This window comes from Acinetobacter sp. 25-47-122 (assembly GCF_056779695.1).
On the sequence record NZ_JBWYIJ010000001.1, the window covers coordinates 49,240 to 63,500 of the forward strand.

Below are 14,261 nucleotides of genomic sequence, written 5' to 3' on the forward strand. Positions count from 1 at the left end.
TTCAACCCAATTAATTTTATAATGATCATTAATAAATTAATTGACCCAGATCTTAAATTCAAATATTTTATTTTTATAACAATCATTATGAAATTATTTTCAAGGAGCGTTGGTCAATGAAATCCGAATCTCATCTGACTGAAACCGCTGTTAATTCTCCATCTCCTACAAAAAATCAAGGAAATTGGTTTGCTGTTATTACACTTTCTATCACCGCTTTTATATTAGTGACCAGTGAGTTTCTCCCTATTGGTGTGCTCAATGCAATCGCACTAGATCTCAACATTTCAGTCGGTACTGCTGGCCTGTTCATTACCCTTCCAGGCGTGATGGGTGCTTTCGCAGCACCGCTTATCTCGGTCTGGGTGAAGCAACTTGATCGACGCTATTTATTAATCGCACTCACAGCGGTCATGGTCATTGCAAATTTCATTACGAGCTATTCAGAAAGTTTCACTTGGATTCTATTGAGTCGCTTTTTCTTGGGTATCGCGATAGGCGGATTCTGGGCAACTGCAATCGCCTTAAGTGGTCGTGTTGCACCTCCTCACCTACCCATCGCCAAAGCAACAGCTATCATCATGGCTGGCGTGACTCTGGCAACTGTGCTGGGTGTTCCGGTTGGAACATGGCTAAGTGAAATTTACGGTTGGCGTAATGCCTTTATGATCACCTCGGTGATTGGTGCCATTATTCTGTTTTTTGAAATTAAATTCCTACCGAAATTACCGCCGACTTCAGCTATTCAATATAGTGATCTACCCGCATTGTTTCGAGATCCAAAAGCTCGTAAAGGATTAATCATTGTTTTATTTATCGGATTAGCGCATTTTTCAACATACAGTTACTTGGCGCCTTTCTATAAAAATGAAGCAGGATTTGATGGTTCAACCATCAGTTCTTTACTTCTTATTTATGGAGCAGCAGGCTTCGTAGGCAATGCATTCTCCGGTTATAGCAGCAATATCAATGTCCGCTATACGCTTTTTGCTGTTGCATTGTGTTTAGCAATCGTATTCCTTACATTCCCTGTTTATGCCAAATTCTTAACTGGTGCATATATTCTTACAGCATTATGGGGTTTTGCTTTTGGTGCCTTTCCTACGACAGCCAATATCTGGATGTTTTTACATGCGCCACATGCGGTTGAAAAAGGGATGCCTCTTTTTGTCAGTATGTTCCAAATCATGATTGCAGCAGGCGCTTTATTTGGTGGTTTTATGGTAGATCACTTCAATACCAGTACCTTAATTTACAGTGTATTGATTTTTATCTCTTTAGCTGTAATTGCTGTATTCACTCATAGTCGAGGATTGAATAATCCTAAAGCTCAGCAATGTACATCAATTAATTGAGTTGAGTTGAGTTGAGTTGAGTTGAGTTGAGTTGAGTTGAGTTGAGTGTAATTTTTTACGCTCAATTCTTAAATAATTCTATGAAATATAAACTCATTTCGTTGAGTGAAATCAATTTAAGAAATTAACGCGCTAAATTCTCAACCATCATTCAAATCGATCAATGCACCAATTCGGTGACATTTGCACAAAAATGATGAATTTTTTCATGAAAAATCCGTTAATCACTCCTCCATATTATTAATTATACTTAAATTATATATTTATCATTATTTATTAGTTGGCATACAAAATGCATTCATTATGATGAGTCTATCGTTTAACGCTAGTTATTCGATTTACTTGAAAATAAAATCAAATATGAATGGTGAATACAATGAATAATTCAAATCCAACAACTTTAAAAGAACTTACATTAGATGAAATTGAAGCAGTATCTGGTGCAGGTTTAGTGACTAATTTGCTTGGTACTGTCGGCTCTCTTGTAGGATTAAAAGATCCTTTAGTGAAAATTGGCACTGGCGTAAATGAAACACTTAATGGAACAATTGATTCACTAGGATTAGGTGTATTAAAAGGTGTTGTAGACACGTTGATTTAATTTTAAAAATCTTATAAACAATAGACTTTTTAATCTTTCAAATCACTCATCAAAAGGCTCGTGAATGAGCCTTTTGATTGATATCCTACAAGATTTTGAACTAGAATGCTCTATACATGGATTGTTCAGCAATACAATAATTTTCCTCTATTTATGGCATCTAAGTTCGGGGTTAATGTGAATTCTTCCGATGAGAAGCTTACTCAACCATAAGATTGGTAAATTCTGCTGCTAAACTTATATACATTCATCCCTAAAAATACACATCAAAAGCTGAACTTTTCTCACTTTGATTAAGTCATTATTTTAAAAAGTAGCAATTTCATACTCGATAATTTTCATTATATTGATAAATTAAATATTTAATTTTTAAAGGTGCGAACTTGAAGACAATTGGTTTATTAGGTGGAATGAGTTGGGAGTCGACTGATTTGTACTATCAACAAATCAATAAGATGGTTCAAAAGAAACTTGGCAAGTTACACTCTGCTAAGGTTATTCTTATTAGCGTTGATTTTGCTGAAATTGAGGAGTTACAACGCAAAGGATTATGGGAAGATGCAGGAATCTATTTACGAGATCAAGCCATACAGTTAGAAAAAGCAGGTGCAGATGGCATAGTACTTTGTACAAATACAATGCACAAAGTAGCAACTTATATTGAGGAATCAACCAACATACCATTTATTCATATAGCAGATGCGACAGCCATGGAAATCATGAGCCAGAAAATTACAAAAATTGGGCTGCTTGGTACTGCATTTACGATGGAACAAGGTTTTTATAAAAGCAGATTGGAGGAAAAAGGACTTAAAGTAATAACACCTAATAAAGCGAGTAGAAAAATTGTTCATGATATTATTTACAACGAATTATGTTTAGGAATAATTAGCGAAGCTTCGCAAAAGAAATATATTCATATTGCCGAAGAATTAATATCTTCTGGCGCTGAAGGAATCATTTTAGGATGCACTGAGATTTGTATGCTTATAGGAGATCTAAAATTCTCAGTCCCACTATTTGATACAACTTCTATTCATGCGCAAGCAGCTGTAGATTTTGTATTATCATAAATATTTCATAGCATAAACATCTTTCAGCTCACGCTAAAAAATATTTAACTGACATCAAAATCTATCATCAAGTACTTGAATCGTTGCTCATGACTAAATTTAATCAAATAAATACATATTTTTAAAAATCGCTTTTTTTTGAATGATATTCATGCCAGAACAATCATCATTTAATCCTCATTCTTAGAATTTAAAATGATGTTGAAATCAATAATTTCATCAGCAATTTCTGTCGCCATACGTTCATGAGAAATCATAATGACTGTTTCAACTCGCTCTTGAATAAATTTTAAAATTTTCGAACTTGTTTTCTCATCTAAGGCTGCTGTAGGTTCATCTAAGATCAGGAACTTTGGTTGTTTTAGTAATGCACGAATGATGTTCAATCGTTGTTTTTCACCACCAGAAAAATTTTTATAAATTTCTTGTATATCATCGTCTAACTCAATTTGATTTTTTTCCAGCAAATGGAGTAAATCAAACTCTTTTAGCCAATGTTTAAGCTCCTCATCAGAATATTTGATCTCAGTATTTTGAATCAAATTTTGTCTTAATGAGGTTGAATAAACGATCGGAGTTTGGCTGACCACAGCAATCTGATCAAATATCTTTTCTGAAAATACTGAAGTGATCTCTAAATTTCTAAAGAATAGTCGTCCAGATTTGATCTTTTCTATTCCCACCAAATAATTGAGGAAACTTGATTTTCCAATACCTGTTCGACCTTGAATTAAATATATTTTTCCACACACGATGTCTAAATTAAAATTTTCAATCGTCTGCTGACCTAGATCAAATGTCACATTTTGAAATGAATACGCCACCTCACTTTCTTTCTGTTCCTCAGCTGTTAGATCATTCGTACTGAATGACTCATGTTCCAATTCAAAATATTCTAGGTACTGATCAATAGCCACAATATGACCTTTCAAATGAATGATATTTTGAGACATCATCATTAAAGGAATGGTTAAACCTATAATATAGGTACTGACTAAAACAAAATCACCTGAACTAAAACTTTGATATTCAAACATATAGACTGATAAAACCATGAATACCAAAAGAAAAAATGACACAAATAACAGTTGATATATCATGAGATACTGAAGTTTTTTATAGGTATCCTGAGTCTTTATTTTATAGTCATCGATTCTGCGGCTAAACTCTTCAAATTCGTAATATTTCGAATGACTGAGTTTGATATCATAACTTTGTTGGAGTTTTTCAATCACAAATTGATTCAGTTGATTTCGAGCACCATACATAATCGTAAAGATATCTTGTGTCTTAAAGGTAATGATGAGCGATAAAGCAACTGTACAAGCTGAGAATACGAAAAAATACACACCAAATTCAAGATTGATCGTATTTCCGAGCACATACACCATACCTAAGATTTTAAATACCGTAGGTACAATGACAAAAAATATAGTAAAAATAATTGTACCAAGTGCTTCACTGCCACGAATTAGATTTGCATTAAATACACCGATATCTTGTTGTCGTTGATCTTTTAATTTCAAATCAAGAAAATTAAATACTCCAGCTTTAAGCATGGATGCATCAACATTTCTGATCATCATAGACATGGCAAAATTATTTATATTCTTCATCCCCTCATTGATAAACCAAGCGAGTGCATAAGCAACGGCGAATAAATAGAGCAGATGAATTTGAAAAAAGTCTTGAATCGAATAGTAATGATCAGGTTCACTGGTCTGGTCAATCAGCAGCTTAAACAAATACGGTAAACCAACACTCGTACCAATAATTAAAATTTGAAGTATGGCTAAAACGAAGAATACACTTAATCCATTTTCATCATGTTGACGGAATAACATCCACGCCTTTTTAAATTGTTTAATCTTTTCAGTCATCATTCTTTAAATTAGTTATTTTTTGTGATGACTATTTTAAACAATACTAATCAATAAGTTTGGATATTGATCGTAGAAGCTTTGTACTTATAAAGTAGCTAATCATTGATTCTAATGTCTAAAAACTAAGTTCAATCAGCTCAACTAACGATATTTACCATAAATACGCCACGTGTTGTTATCCGCCAATGGATCGCTATATGAGTCATTTCGTTGCTTACGTGGTTTATCGCGAGCATCAACCAACTCGAAATGAGGCTCAACACTTAAGACAATACCATTTACATAAAAACGTGTTCTCGTATATTCACTTTGCCCATGCTGAAATACATAAGTTCTTAAATCTATAAATTCGCGATGCGCAACTAATGCAGCAGTGTCATCATGATCCAACCAACGACTCATTGCCAAAACTTGTTCAGGTTCAAACTGTCCACACTTCTCTAATACACTAGCAATACCACGAAAAGTCTTTGATTCCTTTGCACGTGTTTTGTTAATGCGAATTCGGTCTACATGAAAATAAAACAGCGGTAAATTTAGATGACTTGGTAAATGAACGGCATCTAAAACCTCGTCTTCCATAAAAGGTTGAAATAAATCTTGTGCCCTTTCGATTAGACCTGTCCACTGCTGGTAATATGCAGCAACTTGCTCTTTGCTTCCATAATAAATGGGAAGACCTTCGACATTCGCAAGATCGGCAGGTGGCCAAATATTCTGTCTCAGTAACGCAATATCACTTTTTAAATTTTGAACTGCGATAGCATCTTGCATAGAAAGGCTCATAAAAATTACTTAGGCTATTTTTAGATTAAGTGAAAGGTTTAGTTTATGCAAGCCTTTGCCTATAATAGTGCTTGAATTAAGTTATTTATTAGGAACAATTCATGGTTCAAAAGATTCAAGCGACTGATGTCACTGAAGAAGAAGCATTGAATGCGATTTTCTTCGAACGTGCTGATGAATTTATTAAGCAAGCCAATGAATTTTGCCGTGTTGAAAAAGGTTCTACTGTTAAACCAGCCGATGCTCGTGGTCAAGTCAGTGCTGCGATGCTATTTGGTACTGCTCGTTTTAACACATGGGTTGCTGCCAATAACTTTAAAGATGGCAATGAAATGCGTGATGCTAAAGAACAAGTGATGTCTTATATCATGCAACAGTTTCATATGATGCTTGAAGATAATTATGACGAATACTGCGAACAGTTTGAGAACTACCTTCGCTTCCGTCGTAATGAAGAGTTTCATGCAAATAAACATGACCACGATCATTAAATAGATTTGCATTGTGTGCATTGAGCCTCCTTTAGGGGGCTTTTTTAATGATTAAACTCTAATATTCAAACGAAAATGCAATTCAAAAAATGATCAATTTCTCGTATGTTATTCTTATTGATGACTCAACTAAGGATAGCGATGAATCAACTCAACTTTCCCATCGTCGATGCACATATCCATCAATGGGATCCTTATCACACACCGCATGCTGCCGCTTTAGCTGTTAAGCTTTTTGGAAAACATCCAAAAATCTTGGATAAAGTCGTTCGTCTCGTAAAACCTAAAGATTTAATAGAGACAGTAGGACTTACAGATTACATCACAGCACCCTATTTACCAGCGGATTACCACAAAGACATTGGACATTATACTGTGAGCCGTGTTGTACATGTCGAAGCCAGCTGGCATCATCAAAAAGGGACTGGCGTTGTAGAAGAAACGCAATTTATTCAGCAGCTTCCTTTTTCTCAAGAAAACATCAAATTGGCTGGAATCGTTGCAACAGCTGATCCTCGTGAAAGCAATTTCAAAAAAATTCTTAAAATGCATAAAAAGGCATCTCCGCATTTTCGTGGTATTCGAAGAATGGCTGCACATCATGAAGATCCCGGAATTCATGCTTGGAACGATGATCCCCATCTCTACACTGATCGAAAATTTTTAAAAGGTTTTGAAGCCTTAGCCCAGTACAATTTAAGCTTCGATGCTTGGGTTTATTCTAGCCAGCTTAAAGATGTTATTGCTTTGGCAAAACGTTTTCCTGAGACTTCGATTGTCTTAGATCATTTGGGCACACCAGCAGGTTTATTCGGCCCAGTAGGTAAACACACAGGAATTACCCAAACTGCGCGAGACAATATCTATTTCCACTGGAAAGAAGATCTTGCAGAATTAGCTCAATGTCCGAATGTATATACAAAAATGTCTGGACTCTTCATGCCAGTTTTGGGTCATCAATTTCATACACGACGAACCTTAGCATCTAAACAACAAATCATTGAATTGGTCTCTCCTATGATTATTCATGCTTTACAATGTTTTGGGCCTTATCGTGTCATGTTTGCATCCAACTTTCCGATGGACAAAGTGAGCACATCACTTACAAATATCATTGATGCCTTTAGCGACATTGTCGCTGCCTATAATTCAGATGTTGTTGAACAGATATTTTGTAAAAATGCGCAGCAATTTTATAAGCTTTGAAAAAAAGGCTCATTCACGATCGAATGAGCCTTTTTGAATCGTACATTGTGGTTCTAACTTTTAGGCTTAGAAATCATTTCAGGTTGTGGTTTACCGTACTGATCTGCCATAACTTCAACCAAAAACTCAGGCTTAATATATTTTTTGATCACTGCATCTATATCTTTCTTCGTCAGTTTTGCAAATGCCTGATCTCGCTCTAGTCTTGAAAGCTGTGTTTTATTTTGTTCAAGCTGGCTGTTCAATCCACGATGAATACGGCGCTCATCCTCTAAATTCGTGACACGCTGTTTCATAATATTGGCTTTAGCCGCTTCAAGCTCTTGCTCCGTCACACCATTCTTTAATAAGTCAGTGAATACTTTATGCACACCTTGAGAAACTTGAGCTGATTTTCCAGCTGCATAATTAGCACTTACACCTATAGCACCAGCATTGATAAAATTATCCAAACTCAAACTACTTCCAAAGCTGTAAACCAACGCATTTTTTTCACGTAACTCCATGGCAAGGCGTGATGATAATTGTGACTCGCCTAGAATATGGCTCAACACATATAATGCTTCTGCATCAGGATGATTACTACCCACTGGAATGGCAATAACCGCTTGATAATTACCAAATTGACGCTGTTCGGCCAGCGCATGAACTTTTTGAGCAGGATAATCTATATGACTGCCCTGTAAACGTTGGTATGGTTCTTTTGTCTTAGACTGACCTAAAGATGAATTCAAATATTTCAGAATGGCTTTGTCATCAAAATCGCCAGTCACCGATATTTGACCATTTTGAGTTGTAAAATACTTTTGGTACAAAGCTTTAATTTGATCATTGGTGATGGTTTCAATTTGCTGCTTTGCCAGCTCAGGTTCAAAATGATATCGCAAATCACCTGGTTCATATCGCTCTACGATTCTAGCGATAGTCAGTCCTGCAACAGTTTCAGGCTCTGTATATGGTCGATTTAATGACGATAATGTTTGTGATTTGATGAGGTCAAACTGACTCTGCTCAAATTTCGGATTATTCATAACGTCGACAATAAACTTGAAGAATTCTGGAAATTTTTCTTTCTTCGCAGATACGTTAATCACAATACCATTATCAACAGCAGACGCAGATGCTCGACCACCCGCCTCGATTGATTTGTCTGCAATATCTTGCAGGCTATACTGCTCAGATGCTCTCAATAGCAAATAAGACATAAAGCCTAGTGCTTCACCTTGATGCTTGAGTGATTGTGCTGTCCCGAAATTTAAAGATATCGATGCGTAAGTTTTGTCATCGCGTGTTGACGTTGGGAATAGTGCATACTGCATCCCATTTTTCAAAGTACCACGCTTGATTTTTTTCTCTAAATTTTCAACATACTGTTTGGAATTTTTTAGGTGCTCAGCCACTTCAGCTTTATACACAGCTGGGTCTTTTAAAGGCTCTTCTTGAGTTGTCACTTGATCTAAAGTTTTTGATTCTTGCTCATGAGCGTCTAGCTCGAGTGCCTTTTTTTGATCCTCAGGCGTAGGTTGTATGTCTCCCGAAATACGATGCTCAGCAACCAAGAATTGATTTATTGCCTGATTAACCTGATCGACATTTAAACTTTGTATCTCTGCTTGGTCTTTAAAATATTTTGTCCAATCCCCATTGGATGAAACCACATAATCACTAATGAAACCACCCACAGAAGAGGCATTGGTCATCATGCTCTCTTGACCATTTTTAATCATGTTTTTGACACGATTTAATTCTGTTTCATTAAATTGATGCTTTTTCTCAATTCCTTTCTCTAGAGAAAGGGCAACTTTTTTCTCATCATGATTAGGAGCATACACTGCCCCCATAAAAACAAGATTAAAATCTGGTGTTAACCATGTCGTCGATTGAACCTGTGTAGCCGTACCTGTTTCTACAATATCTTTGTACAAGTGACCACTAGGTTGCATTGTAAATAAATAAGGTGCTAAAGCAAGTGCAGTCTGTGTTTTTTGCTGGGTGCCATTGAGATAAATATTGTATTTGCCTAAATCACTTCCCTTTTGCACGATAAATTGACGATCTTTGATCTTGGTCGAATCAAGCATTGGAACTTTGGTTGACTCAGGAATTTGACGCGCAGGAATTTGATTAAAATTTTTATCCACTGCTTTCAGGATATCCGTTTTATTAAATTTACCTGCAATCACTAGAACTGCATTATTCGGTGCATACCATTGTCGGTAAAATTGATTCAGTTCCTTCATGTTGATTGACTGAAGCTCAGTTAAATCACCAATCGGTAGACGACCTAGATACTGATTTCCGTAAGCAGATTTCCAAATTTGATCCATCAATACTGAAAAAGGTTGATCCATTCGAACCTCACGCTCTCGTTTTACGATTGCGATTTCTGACGGAACAAATTTTTCCTGAAGTACGAGCTTATCCATTCGCTCTGCCTCCAGATACAACATTTCATCAATGGCTTTTTTTTCTGGACGGATGACACTCATATACTGGGTAGAATAGTAGTCAGTCATCGCATTACTCATGAGCGTATGCTGATCTAGACGACGTTGAAACTCATCTCCTTTTACATTTTCTGTGCCTTTAAACGCGAGATGCTCAAGTAAATGTGCTAAACCACCTTTACCTTGTGGGTCATTCAAAGCTCCCGTTAAATACACCATATTCATAAAAATTTTATTTTCTTTAGGTATTGGTGCCAAAATTACCCGTAAACCATTTTCTAGTTTGTATTCTTCAATATTTTGTTCAGTCTTGACCAAAACAGGTTGTGCTAAACCGCTAGAACTGACCGCAACGATCATTAAAGTAAGTGAAAGTTTTTTAAAACGAGTTAGCATTGTTCTTCCAATTATTGATATAAAAAAATTGATCACACGCCTGACAAGGGTATGATCAATAGGGTTTATGCTTTAAAGGTAAATTTCAGCTTTCATATAAAGTTTGGCATAGCCAGAAATTTCAATTCTTTGATTCTCTTTAAGTTGGCAATACAACACGCCACCTCGTTCTGAGCTTTGAAAAGCAATAAGTTCTGTTTTATTCAATTTCTCAGCCCACAAGGGTGCTAATCCTGTATGCATAGAACCTGTTACAGGATCTTCATTGATGCCTTTATGTGGTGCAAAATAACGTGCCACATAATCATATTGTTCTGATGCTGCAGTTATAGCAATATCGGGATGATCGGATGCTGTAATACAAGTACTAACCTCATATGCTTCAGCAATTGCATTAATATTGGCAAAATTAGGTTTGGCATCAAGCACATCTTGTTCACTTTCCAAGACTAAAATATAAGCTTGTTGATTTAGATAAATTTCCTTGATTGGACGATCAACCACTTCTTTTAATAACTCAGGAAACTCTTCAGTTAAATGAGGGATTCGAACAGGGAAATTCATTGTAATTTTTCCATCATCTTGTCGAGTGATGGTAAAAATTCCTAAATCTTTGACATGAAATTTAATTTTTTTCGCTTGAGTATACTCATTAAAAAGTACATAACTGCTCGCTAAAGTGGCATGACCACAAAAATCGACTTCAACTTTAGGTGTAAACCAACGGATTTCATAATTTTCATCATCAATAATTTTAACAAAAGCCGTTTCAGCCAAATTATTTTCAAATGCAATATTTTGCATGAGTGATGTATCAAGCCATTCTTCACTGACCACTACAGCTGCAGGATTCCCCTTAAACAACGCTGTAGTAAAGGCATCAACTTGATACATTTTCATAAATACACCCTAATATTTCCAAACTTCTAATTGAGAATAATAATCTTTTATCATTTCAAATCATAGATTAATTTCAATCTTGACTATAAATTATTGCTTCACAAAGATTCGTTCATAAACTGTATATTTCTAATGATCTTCCATAAAAAAACCCTCACATGAGGGTCTTTTGCTATTTACGCTTTTTGAGCGCTTTCTTTAAATCTTTTAACTTAGATTCATGCTTAGAAATTTTCTTAAGTCTCGATTTAATTTGATCTTTTAAATCTTTAATTTTTAACTTGGACTTATTCGCCATATCTTATCTTCCTCGTGTCATTCACTTTAAATTGTTAATGCTTGAATTTACTGACAAGAATGGGCATTCATCCCTAAATTCCCATTCAATTCATGATTAATGGATTAACGATTTTGTTGATCTAAATCAGATTGCTGTTGTGATTGTTGACGGGACTGTTGCTGATTCTGCTGCTGTTGATCTTGTTGCTGTTGCTGCTGATTCGGTTGTTGTTGATGTGGCTGTTGACCTTGTTGCTGTTGCTGCTGATTGGGCTGCTGTTGATGTGGCTGTTGACCTTGTTGACGTTGCTGGTGATTTTGTTGCTGTTGCTCATTTTGATCTTGATTGTATTGATTACTCATTTCATATCTCCATGATTATCAGATTTTGATACTGATCTTGAATTCTTTTTCACTTGAATGAATTAGACCAGTACAAATAACCATAACCCTTTTGCATGAAACTGCGAGCATAGAGCTGTATCAAAATACTGCATCGTAACTTTCATTCTGTAAGCTATATAAATTTCAGAGGATTAAAATTGATACGTGTTACGAGGCTTACAAGGCTCTCTCATTTGTTTACTTGTATTAACGAGACTTATTCCTTTAGTTTTAAATATGGATATGGATTTGTAGCACCACTCGTTAAATAAATCCCATAATGTAAATGTGGAGGTGTATTGATCGCATTGCCAGTATTTCCCACATATCCTAATACTTCACCGACTTCAACCCAGTCACCTTCTTGGATGTGTGCTGCATATTCATCTAAATGTGCATAGTAATGGCGACTTAACTGAGGTCCTACCACCCAGACGACTTTACCTCCCAAACTGTTTGTGCCGATACGACTTACAATACCTTGTGTTGCACTCAATACAGGCGTACCTCGTTTGGCAAAAATATCAATTCCTTGATGTGTACGACCATTTGAACGTGCCGCCCCCCAAGTATCTGCTAATTGAGTTTCTTTTACGCCTTCAACAGGTATCGCTAATGGCACTGTCAACGCTTGCTGTTGAAGTTTCCAGTACAAATATGGATATTGTATTCCTGCTGTTTCGCCCGAAGTTGGGGGCTGACAAGCAGTAAGCATCCAACTGATTGCAATGAGTGATCCAATAATCCTTTTTTTCATATACAACCCAACATCTTAAATTGAGTTAAATTTTAGCGTCTGATCGACGTTTGCATTGTATTGATTAAATTAAAAGCACTTGTCATAAACCAATAAAAGCCTGCTTATACCGATTAAATCGTCAGAATTACATATTTTTTTTGATCAATACGATACTTTCTTTTTTGAATCACGCATAATAGTCACCAATTCCCCTATTTATTTTGTTTGACTTCATTGATCGAATCCTCAGATCAATTCAGGATGTTCATAAATTCTTGATAAGTCAGACCTTTCACTATTTGCACATTATTGAAGTTTTTATATGAAAATCGTCATTCTCAATAAACCTTATGGCGTTCTCTCCCAGTTTCGTAAAGACGAAGCACATATGACAATGTCTGATTTCGTTGACGATCCGACTTTACGTCTTGCTGGACGTTTAGACATGGACTCTGAAGGTCTAGTGTTTTTAACCGACCATGGTGGTTTAAATCAGTACATTACCAACCCTGCCAATAAGAAATTTAAAACTTATTTGGTTCAAGTTGATGGTGATGTGACTGAAGAGGCTTTAGAACAGCTTCGTAAAGGTGTAGAGCTTAAAGACGGTATAACTCTACCTGCAAAAGCTGTAAAAGTTGGACAGCCTGAGTGGTTATGGGATCGTGATCCTCCTGTTCGTTTCCGTGCTTCTGTACCTACTTCTTGGGTTGAAATTTCGATTTGCGAAGGTCGTAACCGCCAAGTTCGACGTATGACTGCAGCAGTGGGTTTCCCAACTTTACGTCTTATTCGCACTAAAATTGGATCAATCGACTTAGTACAGATGGGTCTTGAATCTGGCGAAACTAGAGAAATTGAACCATTACTTTATCCTGACTTTCAAAATGTTCCTGCAGAAGAGCCATACCGCTCACGCTCTTATGTGAAGAAACCAGGCGGTACAGGTGGCAAGCCGATTAATAAGAAAGTCAATAAAGATGGTACTAAGAAAAAATCGGGTACTAAACGTATTTGGCAAATGGAAGAACATGAGAAACCACGTCGTAAGACCAATGGTACTACTCGCCCAAATACAAAAGCTCCACGTGGACGCGCACGCTAAGCTCAAGCTATTGTAAAAAAAAGTAAAAAGGATGCGATTGCATCCTTTTTTTATACATAAATTAACTTAAATAATCTCTCATTTTAAGTACACTTTTCGATTATTTGCTTACTGTGAGTTGATACTTATGAAAAAATTTTCACTTGCTCTTTCAGGTTTTGCATTTTCAACATTCACATTGGCAAATCCTTTAAGTGTTCATGTGCTTAATCAAGAAACTGGTCTTCCGTCTTCTAATATTGCAGTTACCCTTGAAGCGCAGCAGGGTGAAAAATGGGTAAAGCTCAACGAAGCTAAAACGGATGAAAATGGTCGTATCAAGACTCTATATCCAGCCGAAACAGATCTTCAAAAAGGTGTTTACAGAGTAACTTTTAAAACTGGCGACTGGTTTAAAGCAAACAACAAGCGTACTTTCTTCCCTGAAGTGCCAGTGGTTTTTGTGATTGATGGTAGTTTAGATCATTACCATATTCCGTTGTTATTAAGTTCTTATGGTTATTCAACCTATCGAGGGAACTAATGTTTTTTTGTTAATCATTTATGACACAAATTTAGCTCACATTATGTGAGCTTTTTTATTTCTCTATTAATCTTAAAAGTTTAATTATCCTAT

Annotated in this window: 14 protein-coding genes; 7 read left to right on the forward strand and 7 right to left on the reverse strand. The window is 36.0% G+C overall.

The window, feature by feature from the left end:
* The first annotated feature begins 116 nt into the window (after positions 1-116).
* The 3 genes from AC1M9P_RS00210 (at position 117) to AC1M9P_RS00220 (ending at position 3,029) form a co-directional block, all read left to right on the forward strand.
* Positions 117-1,355 carry an MFS transporter gene (locus AC1M9P_RS00210; protein WP_481586406.1) on the forward strand — a complete coding sequence of 413 codons (1,239 nt, stop codon included), beginning with the start codon at positions 117-119 and terminating at the stop codon, positions 1,353-1,355.
* 376 nt (positions 1,356-1,731) lie between these two features.
* The gene (locus tag AC1M9P_RS00215; protein WP_180028591.1) at positions 1,732-1,956 is read left to right on the forward strand and encodes a hypothetical protein; all 225 of its coding nucleotides are present in this window, start codon (positions 1,732-1,734) and stop codon (positions 1,954-1,956) included.
* A gap of 383 nt (positions 1,957-2,339) precedes the next feature.
* Positions 2,340-3,029 (forward strand): aspartate/glutamate racemase family protein, encoded by a 690-nt coding sequence (locus AC1M9P_RS00220; RefSeq protein WP_481586407.1) that lies wholly within the window; start codon positions 2,340-2,342, stop codon positions 3,027-3,029.
* A 170-nt stretch (positions 3,030-3,199) separates the two neighbouring features.
* On the opposite strand, the gene AC1M9P_RS00225 is transcribed toward AC1M9P_RS00220, so the two are convergent.
* Positions 3,200-4,909, reverse strand: coding sequence for an ATP-binding cassette domain-containing protein (locus AC1M9P_RS00225; RefSeq protein ID WP_481586408.1), 1,710 nt, complete (start codon positions 4,907-4,909; stop codon positions 3,200-3,202).
* A 144-nt stretch (positions 4,910-5,053) separates the two neighbouring features.
* Entirely contained in the window at positions 5,054-5,686 is a 633-nt protein-coding gene (locus AC1M9P_RS00230) for a hypothetical protein (RefSeq protein WP_481586409.1), read from the reverse strand.
* Positions 5,687-5,799: 113 nt separating this feature from the next.
* On the opposite strand from AC1M9P_RS00230, the gene AC1M9P_RS00235 reads away from it, so the two are divergent.
* Entirely contained in the window at positions 5,800-6,189 is a 390-nt protein-coding gene (locus AC1M9P_RS00235; RefSeq protein ID WP_481586410.1) for a DUF3144 domain-containing protein, read from the forward strand.
* Between the two features lie 141 nt (positions 6,190-6,330).
* Positions 6,331-7,395, forward strand: coding sequence for an amidohydrolase family protein (locus tag AC1M9P_RS00240; RefSeq protein ID WP_481586411.1), 1,065 nt, complete (start codon positions 6,331-6,333; stop codon positions 7,393-7,395).
* Positions 7,396-7,448: 53 nt separating this feature from the next.
* Here the strand turns inward: AC1M9P_RS00240 and AC1M9P_RS00245 are convergent, their stop codons facing one another.
* The 5 genes from AC1M9P_RS00245 to AC1M9P_RS00265 form a co-directional block, all read right to left on the reverse strand.
* Positions 7,449-10,238 (reverse strand): M16 family metallopeptidase, encoded by a 2,790-nt coding sequence (locus tag AC1M9P_RS00245; protein WP_481586412.1) that lies wholly within the window; start codon positions 10,236-10,238, stop codon positions 7,449-7,451.
* A gap of 72 nt (positions 10,239-10,310) precedes the next feature.
* Positions 10,311-11,138: a PhzF family phenazine biosynthesis protein gene (locus AC1M9P_RS00250; protein WP_092767133.1), complete on the reverse strand. Its 828-nt coding sequence runs from the start codon at positions 11,136-11,138 to the stop codon at positions 10,311-10,313.
* 172 nt (positions 11,139-11,310) lie between these two features.
* Positions 11,311-11,436, reverse strand: a complete 126-nt coding sequence (locus AC1M9P_RS00255) for a hypothetical protein (RefSeq protein WP_257219857.1) — start codon at positions 11,434-11,436, stop codon at positions 11,311-11,313.
* Between the two features lie 104 nt (positions 11,437-11,540).
* Complete coding sequence (locus AC1M9P_RS00260; RefSeq protein ID WP_481586413.1) at positions 11,541-11,780, reverse strand: hypothetical protein; 240 nt, start codon at positions 11,778-11,780, stop codon at positions 11,541-11,543.
* A 238-nt stretch (positions 11,781-12,018) separates the two neighbouring features.
* Positions 12,019-12,558, reverse strand: coding sequence for a M23 family metallopeptidase (locus AC1M9P_RS00265; RefSeq protein WP_481586414.1), 540 nt, complete (start codon positions 12,556-12,558; stop codon positions 12,019-12,021).
* Positions 12,559-12,862: 304 nt separating this feature from the next.
* On the opposite strand from AC1M9P_RS00265, the gene AC1M9P_RS00270 reads away from it, so the two are divergent.
* Positions 12,863-13,645: an rRNA large subunit pseudouridine synthase E gene (locus AC1M9P_RS00270; protein WP_481586415.1), complete on the forward strand. Its 783-nt coding sequence runs from the start codon at positions 12,863-12,865 to the stop codon at positions 13,643-13,645.
* Positions 13,646-13,772: 127 nt separating this feature from the next.
* Positions 13,773-14,168 (forward strand): hydroxyisourate hydrolase, encoded by a 396-nt coding sequence (uraH, locus tag AC1M9P_RS00275; protein ID WP_481586416.1) that lies wholly within the window; start codon positions 13,773-13,775, stop codon positions 14,166-14,168.
* The last annotated feature ends 93 nt before the right edge of the window (positions 14,169-14,261 follow it).

Coding starts and splice junctions, on each gene's coding strand:
- AC1M9P_RS00245 (WP_481586412.1), bottom strand. CDS start 10,238: ATGCTAACTCGTTTTAAAAAACTTTCACTTACTTTAATGATCGTTGCG.
- AC1M9P_RS00240 (WP_481586411.1), top strand. CDS start 6,331: ATGAATCAACTCAACTTTCCCATCGTCGATGCACATATCCATCAATGG.
- AC1M9P_RS00235 (WP_481586410.1), top strand. CDS start 5,800: ATGGTTCAAAAGATTCAAGCGACTGATGTCACTGAAGAAGAAGCATTG.
- AC1M9P_RS00230 (WP_481586409.1), bottom strand. CDS start 5,686: ATGCAAGATGCTATCGCAGTTCAAAATTTAAAAAGTGATATTGCGTTA.
- AC1M9P_RS00270 (WP_481586415.1), top strand. CDS start 12,863: ATGAAAATCGTCATTCTCAATAAACCTTATGGCGTTCTCTCCCAGTTT.
- AC1M9P_RS00250 (WP_092767133.1), bottom strand. CDS start 11,138: ATGAAAATGTATCAAGTTGATGCCTTTACTACAGCGTTGTTTAAGGGG.
- AC1M9P_RS00255 (WP_257219857.1), bottom strand. CDS start 11,436: ATGGCGAATAAGTCCAAGTTAAAAATTAAAGATTTAAAAGATCAAATT.
- AC1M9P_RS00210 (WP_481586406.1), top strand. CDS start 117: ATGAAATCCGAATCTCATCTGACTGAAACCGCTGTTAATTCTCCATCT.
- AC1M9P_RS00260 (WP_481586413.1), bottom strand. CDS start 11,780: ATGAGTAATCAATACAATCAAGATCAAAATGAGCAACAGCAACAAAAT.
- AC1M9P_RS00225 (WP_481586408.1), bottom strand. CDS start 4,909: ATGACTGAAAAGATTAAACAATTTAAAAAGGCGTGGATGTTATTCCGT.
- AC1M9P_RS00265 (WP_481586414.1), bottom strand. CDS start 12,558: ATGAAAAAAAGGATTATTGGATCACTCATTGCAATCAGTTGGATGCTT.
- AC1M9P_RS00215 (WP_180028591.1), top strand. CDS start 1,732: ATGAATAATTCAAATCCAACAACTTTAAAAGAACTTACATTAGATGAA.
- uraH (WP_481586416.1), top strand. CDS start 13,773: ATGAAAAAATTTTCACTTGCTCTTTCAGGTTTTGCATTTTCAACATTC.